Annotated in this window: 12 protein-coding genes, 1 pseudogene and 1 riboswitch; of the genes and pseudogenes, 8 read left to right on the forward strand and 5 right to left on the reverse strand. The window is 63.3% G+C overall.

Annotated features, from left to right (window positions below; genetic code table 11):
* Nucleotides 1–176: 176 nt before the first annotated feature.
* Nucleotides 177–1829: an acyl-CoA synthetase gene (locus tag X735_RS164160; protein ID WP_023808750.1), complete on the reverse strand. Its 1653-nt coding sequence runs from the start codon at nucleotides 1827–1829 to the stop codon at nucleotides 177–179.
* Nucleotides 1830–2020: 191 nt separating this feature from the next.
* Here X735_RS164160 and X735_RS164155 point away from each other — a divergent pair, with 191 nt between their 5' ends.
* From X735_RS164155 to X735_RS164140, 4 genes and pseudogenes are all read left to right on the forward strand, one after another.
* Entirely contained in the window at nucleotides 2021–2986 is a 966-nt protein-coding gene (locus X735_RS164155; protein ID WP_023808751.1) for a sugar-binding transcriptional regulator, read from the forward strand.
* Between the two features lie 90 nt (nucleotides 2987–3076).
* Nucleotides 3077–5131, forward strand: a complete 2055-nt coding sequence (locus X735_RS164150) for a bifunctional aldolase/short-chain dehydrogenase (protein ID WP_023808752.1) — start codon at nucleotides 3077–3079, stop codon at nucleotides 5129–5131.
* A 121-nt stretch (nucleotides 5132–5252) separates the two neighbouring features.
* The gene (locus X735_RS164145) at nucleotides 5253–5513 is read left to right on the forward strand and encodes a type II toxin-antitoxin system ParD family antitoxin (protein WP_023808753.1); all 261 of its coding nucleotides are present in this window, start codon (nucleotides 5253–5255) and stop codon (nucleotides 5511–5513) included.
* Between the two features lie 13 nt (nucleotides 5514–5526).
* Nucleotides 5527–5793, forward strand: a pseudogene (locus X735_RS164140) (type II toxin-antitoxin system RelE/ParE family toxin); the annotation flags it as partial.
* Between the two features lie 70 nt (nucleotides 5794–5863).
* Here X735_RS164140 and X735_RS164135 read toward each other — a convergent pair.
* The 3 genes from X735_RS164135 to X735_RS164125 all read right to left on the reverse strand — a co-directional run bounded on the left by X735_RS164135 (nucleotide 5864) and on the right by X735_RS164125 (nucleotide 9554).
* On the reverse strand, nucleotides 5864–6916 hold the full coding sequence (locus tag X735_RS164135) for a substrate-binding domain-containing protein (protein ID WP_023808755.1): 1053 nt from the start codon (nucleotides 6914–6916) through the stop codon (nucleotides 5864–5866).
* A gap of 51 nt (nucleotides 6917–6967) precedes the next feature.
* Nucleotides 6968–7963 carry an ABC transporter permease gene (locus X735_RS164130; protein WP_023808756.1) on the reverse strand — a complete coding sequence of 332 codons (996 nt, stop codon included), beginning with the start codon at nucleotides 7961–7963 and terminating at the stop codon, nucleotides 6968–6970.
* 79 nt (nucleotides 7964–8042) lie between these two features.
* The gene (locus tag X735_RS164125; RefSeq protein ID WP_023808757.1) at nucleotides 8043–9554 is read right to left on the reverse strand and encodes a sugar ABC transporter ATP-binding protein; all 1512 of its coding nucleotides are present in this window, start codon (nucleotides 9552–9554) and stop codon (nucleotides 8043–8045) included.
* Nucleotides 9555–9689: 135 nt separating this feature from the next.
* Here X735_RS164125 and mtnK point away from each other — a divergent pair, with 135 nt between their 5' ends.
* The gene (mtnK, locus tag X735_RS164120) at nucleotides 9690–10964 is read left to right on the forward strand and encodes an S-methyl-5-thioribose kinase (RefSeq protein ID WP_023808758.1); all 1275 of its coding nucleotides are present in this window, start codon (nucleotides 9690–9692) and stop codon (nucleotides 10962–10964) included.
* Nucleotides 10961–12055 (forward strand): S-methyl-5-thioribose-1-phosphate isomerase, encoded by a 1095-nt coding sequence (gene mtnA / locus X735_RS164115; protein WP_023808759.1) that lies wholly within the window; start codon nucleotides 10961–10963, stop codon nucleotides 12053–12055. The genes mtnK and mtnA overlap by 4 nt, the downstream gene beginning before the upstream one ends.
* Nucleotides 12056–12063: 8 nt before the next feature.
* On the opposite strand, the gene X735_RS164110 is transcribed toward mtnA, so the two are convergent.
* Entirely contained in the window at nucleotides 12064–12603 is a 540-nt protein-coding gene (locus X735_RS164110) for an Lrp/AsnC family transcriptional regulator (RefSeq protein WP_023808760.1), read from the reverse strand.
* Nucleotides 12604–12652: 49 nt separating this feature from the next.
* Between X735_RS164110 and X735_RS164105 the strand changes: the two genes are divergently transcribed.
* Nucleotides 12653–13822 carry an MFS transporter gene (locus X735_RS164105; protein ID WP_023808761.1) on the forward strand — a complete coding sequence of 390 codons (1170 nt, stop codon included), beginning with the start codon at nucleotides 12653–12655 and terminating at the stop codon, nucleotides 13820–13822.
* 65 nt (nucleotides 13823–13887) lie between these two features.
* Nucleotides 13888–14032, forward strand: a riboswitch (FMN riboswitch).
* Nucleotides 14033–14109: 77 nt separating this feature from the next.
* Nucleotides 14110–14583, forward strand: a complete 474-nt coding sequence (locus tag X735_RS164100; RefSeq protein WP_023808762.1) for a 6,7-dimethyl-8-ribityllumazine synthase — start codon at nucleotides 14110–14112, stop codon at nucleotides 14581–14583.
* Nucleotides 14584–14706: the final 123 nt, after the last annotated feature.

A 14706-nucleotide genomic window follows, 5' to 3' on the forward strand; every position in this document is an offset into this window, starting at 1 on the left:
GCGAAGCGACGCGGCGCAGACCCTAGGATCCATGCCGCGACGTCTGCTGAAGAGTGTGGCGGATCAAGAAGTTACGCTGGTAAGCGCGCCCTGTCATCCTCGACGTTGGAGCATGGCTGAGAGGTCACGGCATGGATCCTAGGGTTTCCGCGACGTCGCTTCGCGACTGCGCCACCCTAGGATGACGAAGTCAGGTCCTTTGCCATCTCGCGCAACCGGAATTTCTGGATCTTGCCGGTCGAGGTCTTCGGGATTTCGGCGAAGATGACCGCCTTCGGCACCTTGAACCGGGCAAGCAGCGCGCGGCAGTGATCGATGATCTCGGCTTCGGTCGCGATCTTGCCGGGCTTCAGCTCGACATAGGCGACAGGCACCTCGCCCCATTTGTCGTCGGGCCTGGCGACGACGCCGCAAGAGGCAACCGACGGGTGCTTGTAGAGCGCGTCCTCGACCTCGATAGAGGAAATGTTCTCGCCACCGGAGATGATGATGTCCTTGGAGCGGTCCTTGAGCTGGATGTAGCCATCGGGGTGCATGACGCCGAGATCGCCGGAATGGAACCAGCCGCCGGCGAAGGCTTCGTCGCTCGCCTTGCGGTTTTTCAGGTAGCCCTTCATGACGATGTTGCCGCGGAACATGACCTCGCCGATGGTCTCGCCATCGGCCGGTGTCGTCCGCATCGTCTCGGGGTCCATGACTGTCAGGCCTTCGAGCGCTGCATAGCGCACGCCCTGCCGCGCCTTCCTGGCGCTGCGCTCGCCCTTTTCGAGATCATCCCAGGCGCCATGCCATTCGTTGACGACCGCCGGGCCATAGGTCTCGGTCAGGCCGTAGAGATGGGTGACGGCAAATCCGGCATCCGCCATCCCCGATAGCACCGCTTCCGGCGGGGGTGCTGCGGCGGTGTTGAAAGTGACCGTCTGCGGAAATACGCGCTTGTCCTCGTCCCTGGCATTGATCAGCACCGACATGACGACCGGCGCGCCGCACAGATGGGTGACGCCCTGATCGGCGATCGCATCGTAGACCGGCTTCGGCCGCACCCAGCGCAGGCAGACATGGGTGCCGGCCTGGACTGCGAGCGTCCACGGAAAGCACCAGCCATTGCAGTGGAACATCGGCAGCGTCCAGAGATAGACGGCGTGCTTGGCCATGCCGGCATGAATGGTGTTGGTGTAGGCCATCAGGGCAGCACCGCGATGGTGGTAGACGACGCCCTTCGGATTGCCTGTAGTGCCGGAGGTATAGTTCAGCGAGATCGCGTCCCACTCATCGTCGGGCATCGACCAGGCGAAGTCCGCGTCGCCCCCGGCGATGAAGTCCTCATAGTCGAGCGAACCGATGCGCTCACCCTTCGGATACGGCGCGTCGGCGGCGTATTCGGGATCGTCATAGTCGATGACCAGCGGCTTGACCTTGGCCAGTTCCAGGGCCTGTCTGACGACGCCGGAGAATTCGCGGTCGACGATCAGCACCTTGGTCTCGGCATGATCGAGCTGGAAGGCGACGACCGCGGCATCGAGGCGGGTGTTGAGCGAATGCAGCACCGCCTTGGTCATCGGCACACCGAAATGCGCCTCCAGCATCGGCGGCGTGTTTGACAGCATGACGGTGACGGTGTCGCCCTTGCCGATGCCGCGCCTGTCGAGCGCCGAGGCAAGCTTCAGCGACCGCTGCCAGAAGGTGCGATAGTCGATGCGCTGGCGGCCATGGATGATGGCGATATTGTCGGGATAGGTCTTGGCCGCGCGCTCCAGATAGGTGAGCGGCGTCAACGGCTGATGGTTGGCCGCGTTCTTGTCGAGATCCTGTTCGTAAGGACTGCCCATCCCATGCTCCCCCGCGGTTTTCTTTCAGACGTTCTAATCACAGGCTCGGGCCGCGTCACCACAAACGATGCCACGACAGAGCGCATTCGGCGCAATGATGAACCAGATTCGGCGTAAGCGGGAGCATCGCATACCTCTGCCCAGTTTGACTTTTGTCGAGAGCCGTGAATAATGTCAGCCGAGGAGACGGCATGGCGATCCGACCGGCAGAACAACTCATCCACAAGGCCGCCTGGCTCTACTATGCCCATGGCCTGCGGCAGGACCAGGTGGCGAGCCAGCTTAACATTTCCCGTGCCTCAGTCGCCATGTACCTGCGCAAGGCACGCGAGACCGGCATCGTCAACATCTCGACTTCGACCCAGCTTTTCACCGACGACGTGCTGGCGCGCAAGCTCGAGGATGTGTTGAGCCTCGACGCCGTCTGGATCGCACCGGAGAATGATCATATTGCCGACCCGTCGACGGAAATCGCCGTGCTGGCGGCGAGCGTCTTCCTCGAACTGGTCAAGAAGGGCGACCGCATCGGCGTAGCCTGGGGCCGCACCGTCTATATGATCGCCGACGTCATGTCCTATGCCGATCTGCAGGATGTCACGGTGGTGCAGCTCTGCGGCAATCTCGGCGCGCCCTATTCCTATCGGCCCGACCAATGCACCATGGAAATCGCGCGGCGGCTGAATGCCAAGGGCCTCAACTTCTACGCGCCCCTGGTGCTGTCGACGGAAGAGCTGGCGCGGGCGCTGCGTGCCGAGCCGGTGATCCGGGAACAATTGTCGGGTGTCAGCGAATGCGACCTGGCATTATACTCGGTCGGCGCGGTCGACGCCGACAGCCATCTGGTCAAATGCGGCGCGCTGACGCCCAGTGAAATGGCGGATCTGCGCAGCCAAGGCGCTGCCGGCGTGATTGCCGGGCAGATCATAGACGCCGAGGGCAAGGTGCTCGACTGCAGTTATAACAGGCGGGTGATCTCCGCCGAGCTTGCCTCGCTGCGCGCCATCGCCAGGCGGTTGGTGGTGGTGCAGGAGGACAGCAAGTTCGAACCGCTGCTCGCGGCGATCGCCGGCGGCCTTTGCACGCATCTGGTGGTCGGCGCGCACATGGCGCAGCGGCTCCTGGACCATGCGGCTGCCACCATAGAAAAGGCCTCCTAGAACCCCCCCTCTCCGCTGCCGGCGCATTGTCATCAAAGCGTCGCGGCAATCCTGTTTCACCAACAAAGACAGCAACCGGACGAAGCGAACATGAAGAATTTGTGGAATGACGAAGCAGCCGAAAAACTCGTCGCCGACTACGCAAAAAAGGGTGTCGGCCGCGACCTGGCGCTGCGCGTCTACACGACCCGGCTGCTCGGCGGCGAACCACGGCTGGTCCTGCATGGCGGCGGCAACACCTCGTGCAAGACGACGGCAACCGACCTCGTCGGCGACCAGTGGGACGTGCTGTGCGTCAAGGGCAGCGGCTGGGACATGGGCGTCATCGAGCCGCAGGGCCTGCCGGCGGTCAAGCTCAAGCCGCTGCTCAAGGCGCGCGCGCTGAACAGGCTGGCCGACGAGGACATGGTTGCCCTGCAACGCGTCAACCTCATCGATCCGTCCTCGCCCAACCCGTCGGTCGAGACGCTGCTGCATGCCTTCCTGCCGCACAAATTCGTCGACCACACGCACTCGACCGCCATCCTCGCCATCGTCGACCAGGAGGACTCCAAGCCGCTGGTGAAGACGGTTTTCGGCAGCAAGATGGGTTACGTGCCTTATATCATGCCCGGCTTCGACCTCGCCAAGGCGGCGGCCGACATCTTCGATGCCGACCCTGATGTCGAAGGGTTGATCCTCGACAAGCACGGCATCTTCACCTTCGGCGACGACGCCAAACAGGCCTACGACCGGATGATCCACTATGTGAATGTCGCCGAGGACTTCATTGCCGCAAGCGGCAAGCCGAAGGCGGCAAAGGCAGTCTTGCCGGCAAAGCTCGCGACACCGGCGTCCATTGCGCCGATGCTGCGCGGAGCGGTGGCGGTAGCGCGCGGCGAAGGCCGCTTCGACCGCATGATCTCTGACTTCCGCACTTCGCCGGCAATCGTCGATTTCATCAATTCATCCGAGATTGCCGATTATGCCGGACGCGGCGTGTCGACACCCGATCTGTCGATCCGCATCAAGACCGGGCCGATGGCGCTGCCGGCGCCCGATGCGGACAAGGCCGGCGACTACAAGGCGGTGATCAAGAGCCATGTCGACGCGTTCGCCAATGATTATCGCGCCTATTTCGAAACCAATGATTCGCTCGACGACGTCAAGCGCACCATGCTCGACCAGATGCCGCGGCTGACGCTGGTGCCCGGCCTCGGCATGTTCGGCCACGGCCGCACGCTGAAGGACGCGAAGATCGCCTCGGATGTCGGCGAGATGTGGATCGAGGCGGTGCGCGGCGCCGAGGCGGTCGGCCGTTTCCACCCGCTCTCCAAGGCCGATCTGTTCCCGCTGGAATACTGGTCGCTGGAACAGGCCAAGCTCGCGTCCAACAAGCCGAAGCCACTGACTGGCCAGGTGGTGCTGATCACCGGCGGCGCCGGCGCGATCGGCGCAGCGACAGCCAAATTGTTCGCCGACAATGGCGCCCATGCCGTCGTCGTCGATCTCGACGCCGAAAAGGCTGCCGACGCGGCGAAGAAGGCCGGCAACAACTCGATCGGCGTCGCAGCCGACATCACCGACCCGGCGCAGGTGCGTGCCGCCTTCGACAGAGCCGTCGCCGTGTTCGGCGGTGTCGACATCATGGTTTCCAATGCCGGCGCGGCCTGGGAAGGCCGCATCGGTGAGCTCGACGACGCACTCCTGCGCAAGAGTTTCGAACTCAATTTCTTCGCCCATCAGTCGGTGGCGCAGAATGCCGTGCGCATCATGCTCGAGCAGGGCACAGGCGGCGTGCTTTTGTTCAACACCTCCAAGCAGGCGGTCAATCCGGGTCCGAAGTTCGGCGCCTATGGCGTGCCGAAAGCAGCGACGCTGTTCCTGTCCCGGCAATACGCGCTCGACTATGGCGCGCATGGCATCCGCTCCAACGCCGTCAACGCCGACCGCATCCGCTCGGGGCTTCTGACCGACGCCATGATCGCCAGCCGTTCGGGCGCGCGCGGCGTGTCGGAGAAGGACTACATGTCCGGCAACCTGCTCGGCCAGGAAGTGACGGCGCAAGACGTGGCGCAGGCCTTCCTGCATCACGCGCTGGCCGACCGCACCACCGCCGATGTGACGACGGTCGATGGTGGCAATATCGCGGCAGCGCTGCGGTAGGAATCCTGCCTTGATCACCCTGCTGCCGCCAGGCAGCGGGGGCAAGGCGCGACGTTGACTCCTAACAATAATTGTTAACTCTTGTTAGGTGTGGTACAGGCTGGCAATGAAACCTGAACCAATGCGTACCCTTACCATATCCCTGACCCCTCAGCAGGTTGCTCGCCTGCAAAGCGCCGTCGAAGGCGGCGGATACGCCTCCAACAGCGAGATTGTTCGTGACGCCCTTCGTCTGTGGGAGCAGCGCGAAGAATTGCGAGCCTTGGAACTCGAACATTTGAAACGGGCCTATGCCGATGGCATGGCCAGCGGCAAGCCGGTGGAAGTCGAACCCGCCGAGTTTATACGCGGCCTGAAGGCAGAACGCCGCGCTCGTAGCTAGATATCGGCTCACACCACGCGCCTCGCAGGATTTGCGAGACATCTGGCGCACCATAGCAATCGACAATGAAAAAGCGGCGGACAAGCTGCTCATGCGCATTTTTGACAAGCTGGAACTGGCGACCCAGCACCCCAAGATGGGCACGGCCCGACCGGAATTGAGCGTGACGGCCCGCGTGCTCATCGAAGGCCGCTATATCGTCATTTACGAGCCGCAATCGGATGGCGTCCTGGTCGTCGCGATTGTCCACGGAATGCGCGACCCGGAACACTGGCTGTAATCGGGAGAGGTTGAGCATTCACATGGAAAGAGCGGCACGAGCGCCGCCCTTTCTTTGTCAGAGGTCCAACTTACTTGGCGTTGGGGTTCGGCATCCAGGCCGGCATCGCGACATCGGCGTGGGCGAACTGCGGCAGCTTGGCCGACAGGTCCTCCATGTTCTTGATGTCCTTGTCGATGAGGTCCTTCTGGGTGATCAGCGTCGGCGGCACGACGACGTTGTGGCCGGGGTCTTCACCGGCCAGCAGCTGCGCCAGCGCACGCACCGAGACCTGGCCGACGACGGCCGGATTGGTCGCGGCGGTCGCGGCCCAGGCGCTGTCGGGCTCACGCATCGCAGCAATATCGGAGGTTGAGATATCGGCCGAATAGATCTTGATGCCCTTGTTCAAGCCCGCTTCGTCGACAGCGATCTTCACGCCCTTGGCGAATTCGTCATAGGGAGCGAACATCACCTTGATGTCGGGATGCGCCGTCAGCACCGAACGCGCCTGGTTGGCGACGGAGTTGGCAATCGGATTGTCGAGCGTGCCGAACATCGCGACTTCCTTGATGCCGGCATACTTCTTCTTGACGTCGACCCAGGTCTCGTTGCGACGATCGAGCGGCGCAATGCCGGCGACATAGACATAGCCGGCATTCCAGCTCTCGCCATTGTCCTTGACCGCCTGCTCGAGCGCGAGGCGCGCCAAGTCGCGGTCGGACTGTTCGATCTGCGGGATCTTGGGATTTTCGACATTGACGTCGAACGCCACCACCTTGATGCCGGCGTCGACCGCACGCTGGGCAGCGTCCTTCATCGATTCCGTCAGGCCGTGCTGGATGATGATGCCCTGCACGCCGAGCGCGATGGCCTGATCGACCATGTCGGACTGAAGGGCAGCATCCTGGCGGCTGTCGAGGACGCGCAGATCGATGCCGAGCGCCTTCGACTGTGCCTCGACGCCCGAGAGATAGGCCTGGAAGAAGTCACCGGTCGAGAGATAACGCACCAGCGCGATCTTGACGCCGGGCTTGTCGAAAGGCGCCGGCTTGTCCGCGGCAAAAGCCGGGACCTGCATCAGCATGGTTGCGCCGGCCAATCCGAGCGCCACCTTCCCCAGAAGTCTTCTTGTAATGCTCACTTTGTTTTCCTCCACTCTTGTTGAACTCGAAAAACCTGTTCCGGTCGAAAGCTACCTCCTGCCTCTGCCCGAAAGCGCAAAGGTGAAGACAAGGGCGACGACCAGAACCACGCCCTTGACGAAATCCTGCGTGTAGTAAGGCGCGTTCATCATCGTCAGGCCTTGCAGCAAGATACCGACGAACAGCGCACCGATGGCAGTGCCGAAGGCGTTCGGCTTGGCGGCACCTAGCACCGCGTAGCCGATCAGCGCCGCGGCGACCGCATCGAGCAGCAGATTATTACCCGAGGCGATGTCGCCGCGTCCAAGCCGGGCAGCGAGCAAAATACCGCCGATCGAGGCAAAAACTCCTGAAATAACGTAGGCCCAGATCTTGTATGCCTTGACAGGCGCACCGGCCAGTTCGGCGGCGCGCTCATTGCTGCCTACGGCATACATCATGCGCCCGAAGCGGGTGTATTCGAGAAAGAACCAGATCAGCACGGCGAGCACGAGCAGCACGACTACCGACACCGGAATGAGGTTCGGGATGAAGAAGTCGAAGCGGTGGCGGCCGAGCGCCAGGAAGGCGTCGGAGAATTTGCCGTTGGCGACCGAACCGTCCGGCATGGTCATGCCGGTGGCGATCGAGCGGCCTTCTGTCGGAATGCGCTGCAGGCCGACCAGCAGGAACATCATGCCGAGCGTCGCCAGCAGATCGGGCACGCGCATGTAGACGATCAACCAGCCATTGATCAGGCCGACAATGGCGCCGATGAGCAGGCAGACGACGACCGCGACAAGGGCGTTCTGCTCCAGCACCACCATGACATAGGCCGCCGCCATCATGGCTGAGGTGGCGACCGAGCCGATCGACAGATCAAAGCCGCCGACGACCAGCGTGGCGGTGACGCCGAGCGCCAGCACGCCGGTGATGGCGACCGACTGGAAGATGAAAACGGCACTTTGCGGCGAAACGAAACCGTCGGCGGCGATCGAGAAATAGGCGACGAGCCCGAACAAGAGCACGATGAACCCGTAGCGGATGGCGTGGTCGCGCAATGTCATCCGGCGCTCCCGCGCGCTGCTGCCGTCTTTACCCAATCCGAACCCATGCTCTCTCCATTCCAATTCCTATCGCCCGCGCTCAGGCGGCACTGTGCAGCGGTCCGCCGGCGACCTCGGCCAACAGGCGATCGAGATCGACATCGGCATTGCGGTGTTCGCCGACGATGGTCTGTTCCGACATGACCAGGATGCGATCGGCGGTCTCCAGCGCCTCGTCGAGTTCGGTGACGAACAGCAGCGTGGCGCGTCCGTTTGCACTGGCCCTGAGCTTGGCGGCAATGTCGCGCCGGGCCGAGATATCGACGCCCTGAAACGGCTCATCCAGAATGAACAGTCTTGCCTCCTGCGCCATCCAGCGGGCGACCATCACCTTCTGCTGGTTGCCGCCGGACAGCTCCGACATCTCGTCCTTCTCGGAACGGCAGACGATGCTCAGCTCCTCGATCTGCCGGCGTGCCGTGGCGCGTTCGAGGCGGCGCCTCAGGATGCCGAAGCGCGACATGCGCTTGTGAAACGGCAGGCTGATATTTTCCTGGATGTTGAAGCTTTGGACGATGCCGTTCTCGCCGCGGTCCTTGGCGACGAGGAACACGCCGGCGGCGATCGCCTCGCCGGCTGTTTCAGGCGCATAAGGCCTGCCGTTCAGCGTCATTGTACCGGCGAGCGGCTGGCGCACGCCAAACAGCGTCTCGGCAAGCGCCGTCTTGCCGACGCCGACGAGGCCGGTGATGGCAACGACCTCGCCGTCGCCGAGCGTCAGCGAAATCGGCCGAGCGCCGTGTGCAATGCGCAGACCTTCTATCTTGAGGACGGCCTTGGCCGAATTCCTGACGACGATCTGGTCGAGATGGATCTTGCGGCCGAGCATGGCATTGACCGCGCCCTCATAGTCGAGCGGTTTCTTGTCGAAAATGCCCGAGATGATCCCGTCTCGCATCGAGATGATGCGATCAGCCAACCGCCTGATGTCCGACATGCGATGCGAGATGTAGAGGATCGCCACGCCCTGCTCGCGCAGCCTGTCGATCAGCGCAAACAGCCGATCAGCCTCGGCGCTGGAGAGCGATGAGGTCGGCTCATCGAGGATCAGCACTTTCGGCTGGTGCGCCAGGGCGCGGGCAATCGCCACCATCTGACGATCGGCCAGCGAAAGATCGCTCACCCGCGCCTTCAAATCGATGGTCAGCCCCATGCGCTCGGCAACCGCCTTGGCCTCCCGCCGCACGCGCATTGGATTGAACAGGGTCGGCGCACCGCTGCCGCTCAGTCGGTCGAGGGTCAGGTTGGTGGCGACGTCGAGATCGGCGACGACACCGTCGTTGATATTCTGGTGCACGGTGACGACGCCGGCGCGGATCGCTTCGGCAGGGGTTTTCGGTGCGAAATCCTGGTCGGCGAGCGCCATCGTGCCGCCGCCGCGTTCGTAGACACCGGAGATGATCTTGACGAGGGTGGATTTGCCGGCGCCGTTGGCGCCCATCAGCACGGTGACTTCGCCGGCATGCAATTCGACCGAGACGCCGCCTAGCACCTCGTTATGGCCAAAGGATTTCCTCAGTCCCTCTACGCGGAACACGGCATTACCGACCATGCGTTCCTCCCTGACATGACGCTATGGGCTGCATCGGCAATTGTCAACACGATTGACAATTGCCAGATCGCTTCCTAGCTTGGCCCAGCCGCCATGCGTCCGTTATGTTCGGAGCGCATAAGCGGGAGGATGACGATGACTGAAAAATTGCGGTTCGAAGCACTATCGGTCGAAACCCTGGCTGCACGCCTTGGCGGCAACGAGGCGCTGTGCGCGAAGATCGGCAAGGACACTGGCGCCTGGAAGGTCCGCGAGGTCGGCGACGGTAATCTCAACCTGGTGTTCATCGCCGAGGGCGCCAATGGTGCAGCCGTCGTCAAGCAGGCCCTGCCCTATGTTCGCCTGGTCGGCGACAGCTGGCCGCTGCCGTTGAAGCGCTCCTTCTTCGAATATCACGCGCTGACCAGGCAAGAGGCGCGCGCGCCAGGCTCGGTGCCGGCGATCCATTATTTCGATGAAGGCCAGGCGCTGATCATCATGGAATATCTTGCGCCGCCGCACATCATCCTGCGCCGCGCCCTGATCGACGGCCGCCAGCTGCCGAACATTGCCCGGGACATCGGCCTGTTCATGGCCCGCACGCTGTTTCGCGGCTCCGACCTGCACATGGCCGCCAAGGACCGCAAGGCCGATCTGGCGCTGTTCGCCGACAATGTCGAGCTCTGCGACATCACCGAAAGCCTGGTGTTTTCCGACCCCTATTTCGACGCCAAGATGAACCGGCACACCTCGCCGCAGCTCGACAGCCTGGTCGCCGAACTGCGCGCCGACCGTGACCTGAAGGTCGAGGCGCAGCGGCTGAAGCACATCTTCGCCGCCAATGCCGAAACGCTGCTGCATGGCGATCTGCATTCCGGCTCGATCATGGTCACCGACACCGAAACCCGGATGATCGATCCGGAGTTTGCCTTCTACGGCCCGATGGCCTTCGATGTCGGCATGCTGCTCGCCAATTTCTGGATGTCCTTCTTCTCGCAGCGCGGCCACGAGCAGGAGGGAAAGCGCGACGCCATGCGCGCCTATCTGCTCGGGGTGACGACCGAGACCTGGGCGGTGTTCCGCGCCGAGTTCTCGCATCTATGGCGGACCGAACGCACCGGCATGCTCTACCAGAGGAGCCTGTTCGAGGATCAGGGCGACAGGCTCGGTGCCGAGCAGGCGCTCGACCATGTTCTGCACCAGATGTGGACCGATTTGCTCGGCTTTGCCGGCATCGAGGTGCACAGGCGCATCCTCGGCCTCGCCCACAATGCCGATTTCGAGACCATTGCCGATGAGGATTTGCGCGCCAGTTGTGAGGCAAAGGCGCTGAAATTCGGCCGTCACCTCGCCGTCAACCGGCGCCAGATCCACAGCATCGACGAGGTCAACCAACTGGCCGCGCTGATCGAACAGGAGAGCAGCCTTTGAACGTCGGCGACCGCCACTATCGCACCATCTGGCTGAGCGACGACGGCCGTTCGGTCGATATCATCGACCAGCGCTGGCTGCCGCATGATTTCCGCATCGAAACGATCGGCACGGTCGACGGCATCGCCACCGCCATCCGCGACATGTGGGTACGCGGCGCGCCGCTGATCGGCGTCACCGCTGCCTACGGCGTCGCCATGCAGATGGCCGACGATCCGTCGGATGCAGCGCTCGACGCCGTGTGGGAGACCCTGCACGAGACACGGCCGACGGCGATCAATCTGCGCTGGGCGCTGGACGAGATGCGGCACTTCCTGCGGCCTTTGCCTCCCGAACAACGCGCGGCAGCCGCCTATCGGCGGGCCAGTGAGATCGCCGACGAGGATGTCGGCCTCAACCGTGCCATCGGCGAGAACGGTCTCGCCATCATCAAGGCGATCGCTGCGCGCAAGCAGAAGGGCGAGCCGGTCAACATCCTGACCCACTGCAATGCCGGCTGGCTGGCCACCGTCGACTACGGCACCGCCACGGCGCCGATCTACCTGGCCACGGAAGCCGGCATTCCGGTCCACGTCTATGTCGACGAGACACGGCCGCGCAACCAGGGCGCCCAGCTGACCGCCTGGGAGATGGCCGGCCACGGCGTGCCGCACACGCTGATCGTCGACAATGCCGGCGGCCATCTGATGCAGCGCGGCGAGATCGACATGGTCATCGTCGGCACCGACCGCACCACGGCCGACGGCGATGTCTGCAACAAGATCGGCACCTATCTGAAGGCACTCGCCGCCGCCGACAATGATGTGCCGTTCTATGTCGCGCTGCCGTCGCCGACCATCGACTGGACGGTGCATGACGGACTGGCCGAGATCCCGATCGAGCAGCGCTCGGCCGACGAGGTCTCGCTGGTCTGGGGCAAGACCGCTGCCGGCGAGATTGCCCAGGTGCGCATTTCGCCGGAGACGACGCCTGCGGCCAACCCGGCCTTCGACGTGACGCCGGCGCGGCTGGTCACCGGCCTGATCACCGAGCGCGGCGTTGCCAAGGCATCGCGCGAGGGATTGAAGGCGATGTTCCCCGAGCGGGCGTAGCCACGTCCCTAGTACAGAGGCTCGGCCATATGCTTCGGCGTCGGCCATGTCTCGGTAATGCCCGGCTGCACCGGCCGCTCCAGATAGGTCGATAAAACCACATAGCTGCGCGTCGAGGTGACGCCCGGCGTTTCGTACAGGCGCGCCAGAAGGCCTTCGAGTGCTCTGGTGTCTTCCGTGCGGACCTTCAGCAGCATGCAGGTATCGCCGGCGACGGTATGGATTTCCTCGACCTCGGGATATTGCGAGACCGCCATCAGTTCCGGCGTCTTTCCCCAGCCCCTGGTGTCGATATGGACAAAGGCAAGCAAAGGCTTTTTCACCGCCCGGGGATCGATGATGGCGACCGTGTTGCGGATGGCGCCGCTGCGACGGAGCCGTTTGACCCGCTCATGCGCTGCGGGTGGCGACAAGCCGACGCGATCGCCGAGTTCGGCGTAGCTGATCGTGGCGTCATCGACCAGGACGCCTAATATTCTTCGGTCAATCGCGTCGAGGTCGCGGGCAGTAGCCTTGTTCTGCGGAATACCATCTGTTTCTTCATCCATGGCGAAATTCCTGGTTCTCCACTGAATAGAATACGGCCATTATGCTGATATGTCGAACATTGATCAAGTTGCGCCATTGACTGCCCGAGCCCCGATCCCGGCGCTTGCCTATCTCTTGACGGGCTGCATCGCCGTCATCGGCTCGAACTCGCTAGTGCTGGGTCCGATCGCACCGGCTGTCGCCTCGTCGTTCGGAACCAGCGTGCCGGCCGTGATGATTGCGGCGGCCGCGTTCGGCCTCGGCACCTCGGCCAGCGCCCTGTTCCTGGCCCGCTACATCGACCGGCTCGGCGCACGCCGGATGCTGCAGGGCGCACTGTTGCTGCTGGCACTAGCGCTGGTGGCGAGTGCCGCCGCACCCACGGTGATCATGCTGGTCTCCGCACAGCTGCTGGCCGGCATCGCTGCCGGGATCGCCATGCCCGCGATCTATGCCAGCGCCGCGGCCATCGCCCCACCGGGCAGGGAGAGCGGCACGATCGGCGTCGTGCTGACCGGATGGACGCTCAGCATGGTCGCCGGCGTTTCGCTTTCGGCCGTGCTTGCCGATCTTGTGCATTGGCGCGCCGTTTTCGCAGCGGTCGCGGTGCTTGCGGCCATTGCATGGATGGGGCTGACAGTGACGTCGCTTAGCGACATCAGGAAGGCCGGACCGGCGCCCGCCCCGCTGGAAGCGCTCGGCATTCCCGGAATCCTGCCGCTGCTGGTCGCGTGCGCGGCCTTCATGACTTCGTTCTACGGCGTCTATGGCTATCTCGGCGACCATCTTCATGTCGGGCTTGGACAGCCGGTGAGCGCCAATGGCCTGGCGGCGCTTGCCTACGGCATAGGCTTCGGCACCGCTGCTCTGCTCGACGGCGTCATCGACAGACTGGGTGCGCGGCGCGTCATGCCATTCGCCTATCTTCTGGTTGCCGTCGTCTACGTCGCGATGGCCACGACGAGCGGCAGTTTCGGGCTGACCTTGACCATGGTGGCGATCTGGGGACTGGCCAATCATTTCGGCCTGAATGTCCTGGTGATGCGCCTGTCGGCGCTCGATCCGTCGCGGCGCGGCACGATCATGGGCCTGAACAGCGCGGTGACTTATCTCGCGGTCTTCGTCGGCACCACCAGCTTCGGGCCGCTCTACTCCAGCTTTGGTTTTGCCACCTGCGCAATGGTCGCGGCATTGCTGATGCTGGTTGCCGCTTCGGCAGCGGCGTGGCGCACGCGGTAGTCGACGTGCTTGGCCCAACCTTCCCACGGTTGACAGCAGCGCCCTGCCCTTTCATACAAAGCCGTTAATGTTCTCAGGGCGGGGTGAAAGTCCCCACCGGCGGTAAGGGTTTTACCCAAGCCCGCGAGCGCCCTCCGATGGTCGGAGGGGTCAGCAGATCCGGTGTGATTCCGGAGCCGACGGTTACAGTCCGGATGGAAGAGAACGAAACGTAAAACGGACCGCCCCGGCGGGCCGGATTGCGTATCGTGCGTCCTGATTCTGGTTCGAAACGGAAGGATGGACCCATGAATCAGCATTCCCACAAAAACTATGAAACGACCCGCATCGCCGTTATCAGGGCTCGCTGGCATGCCGATATCGTCGACCAGTGCGTACAGGCCTTCGAGGCGGAACTGCCTAACATCGGAGGCGAGCGCTTCACCGTCGATGTCTTCGACGTGCCGGGCGCCTATGAGATTCCGCTGCATGCCAAGACCCTGGCCGGAACCGGCCGCTATGCCGCGATCCTCGGTACCGACTTCGTCGTCAATGGCGGCATCTACCGGCATGAGTTCGTCGCCAGCGCGGTGATCGACGGCATGATGAACGTGCAGCTGTCGACTGGCGTGCCGGTGCTGTCGGCGGTGCTCACCCCACACAACTACCACGACAGCGCCGAGCACCACCGCTTCTTCTTCGAGCACTTCACGGTCAAGGGCAAGGAAGCGGCGAACGCCTGCGTGCAACTCCTGGCGGCGCGGGAGTTGATCGCGGCTTAAGTCACCAAAACGGCCGGATTTCAACCCTGCAACAAGAATTGCGATCGAGAAGAGCTCTGAAGGTTGCGGTTCCGTTGAAATCCCGCCAGAAGCATCAAGGGCCGACCGGCAACCGGCCGGCCC

Origin of the sequence: Mesorhizobium sp. L2C084A000 (genome assembly GCF_000502875.1) — a bacterium.
GTDB lineage: Bacteria > Pseudomonadota > Alphaproteobacteria > Rhizobiales > Rhizobiaceae > Mesorhizobium.

What these genes read in the sequence shown, in the direction of transcription:
- X735_RS164160 (WP_023808750.1), bottom strand. Translation starts at nt 1,829, where the DNA reads ATGGGCAGTCCTTACGAACAGGATCTCGACAAGAACGCGGCCAACCAT.
- X735_RS164155 (WP_023808751.1), top strand. Translation starts at nt 2,021, where the DNA reads ATGGCGATCCGACCGGCAGAACAACTCATCCACAAGGCCGCCTGGCTC.
- X735_RS164150 (WP_023808752.1), top strand. Translation starts at nt 3,077, where the DNA reads ATGAAGAATTTGTGGAATGACGAAGCAGCCGAAAAACTCGTCGCCGAC.
- X735_RS164145 (WP_023808753.1), top strand. Translation starts at nt 5,253, where the DNA reads ATGCGTACCCTTACCATATCCCTGACCCCTCAGCAGGTTGCTCGCCTG.
- X735_RS164130 (WP_023808756.1), bottom strand. Translation starts at nt 7,963, where the DNA reads ATGACATTGCGCGACCACGCCATCCGCTACGGGTTCATCGTGCTCTTG.
- X735_RS164125 (WP_023808757.1), bottom strand. Translation starts at nt 9,554, where the DNA reads ATGGTCGGTAATGCCGTGTTCCGCGTAGAGGGACTGAGGAAATCCTTT.
- mtnK (WP_023808758.1), top strand. Translation starts at nt 9,690, where the DNA reads ATGACTGAAAAATTGCGGTTCGAAGCACTATCGGTCGAAACCCTGGCT.
- X735_RS164110 (WP_023808760.1), bottom strand. Translation starts at nt 12,603, where the DNA reads ATGGATGAAGAAACAGATGGTATTCCGCAGAACAAGGCTACTGCCCGC.
- X735_RS164105 (WP_023808761.1), top strand. Translation starts at nt 12,653, where the DNA reads ATGTCGAACATTGATCAAGTTGCGCCATTGACTGCCCGAGCCCCGATC.
- X735_RS164100 (WP_023808762.1), top strand. Translation starts at nt 14,110, where the DNA reads ATGAATCAGCATTCCCACAAAAACTATGAAACGACCCGCATCGCCGTT.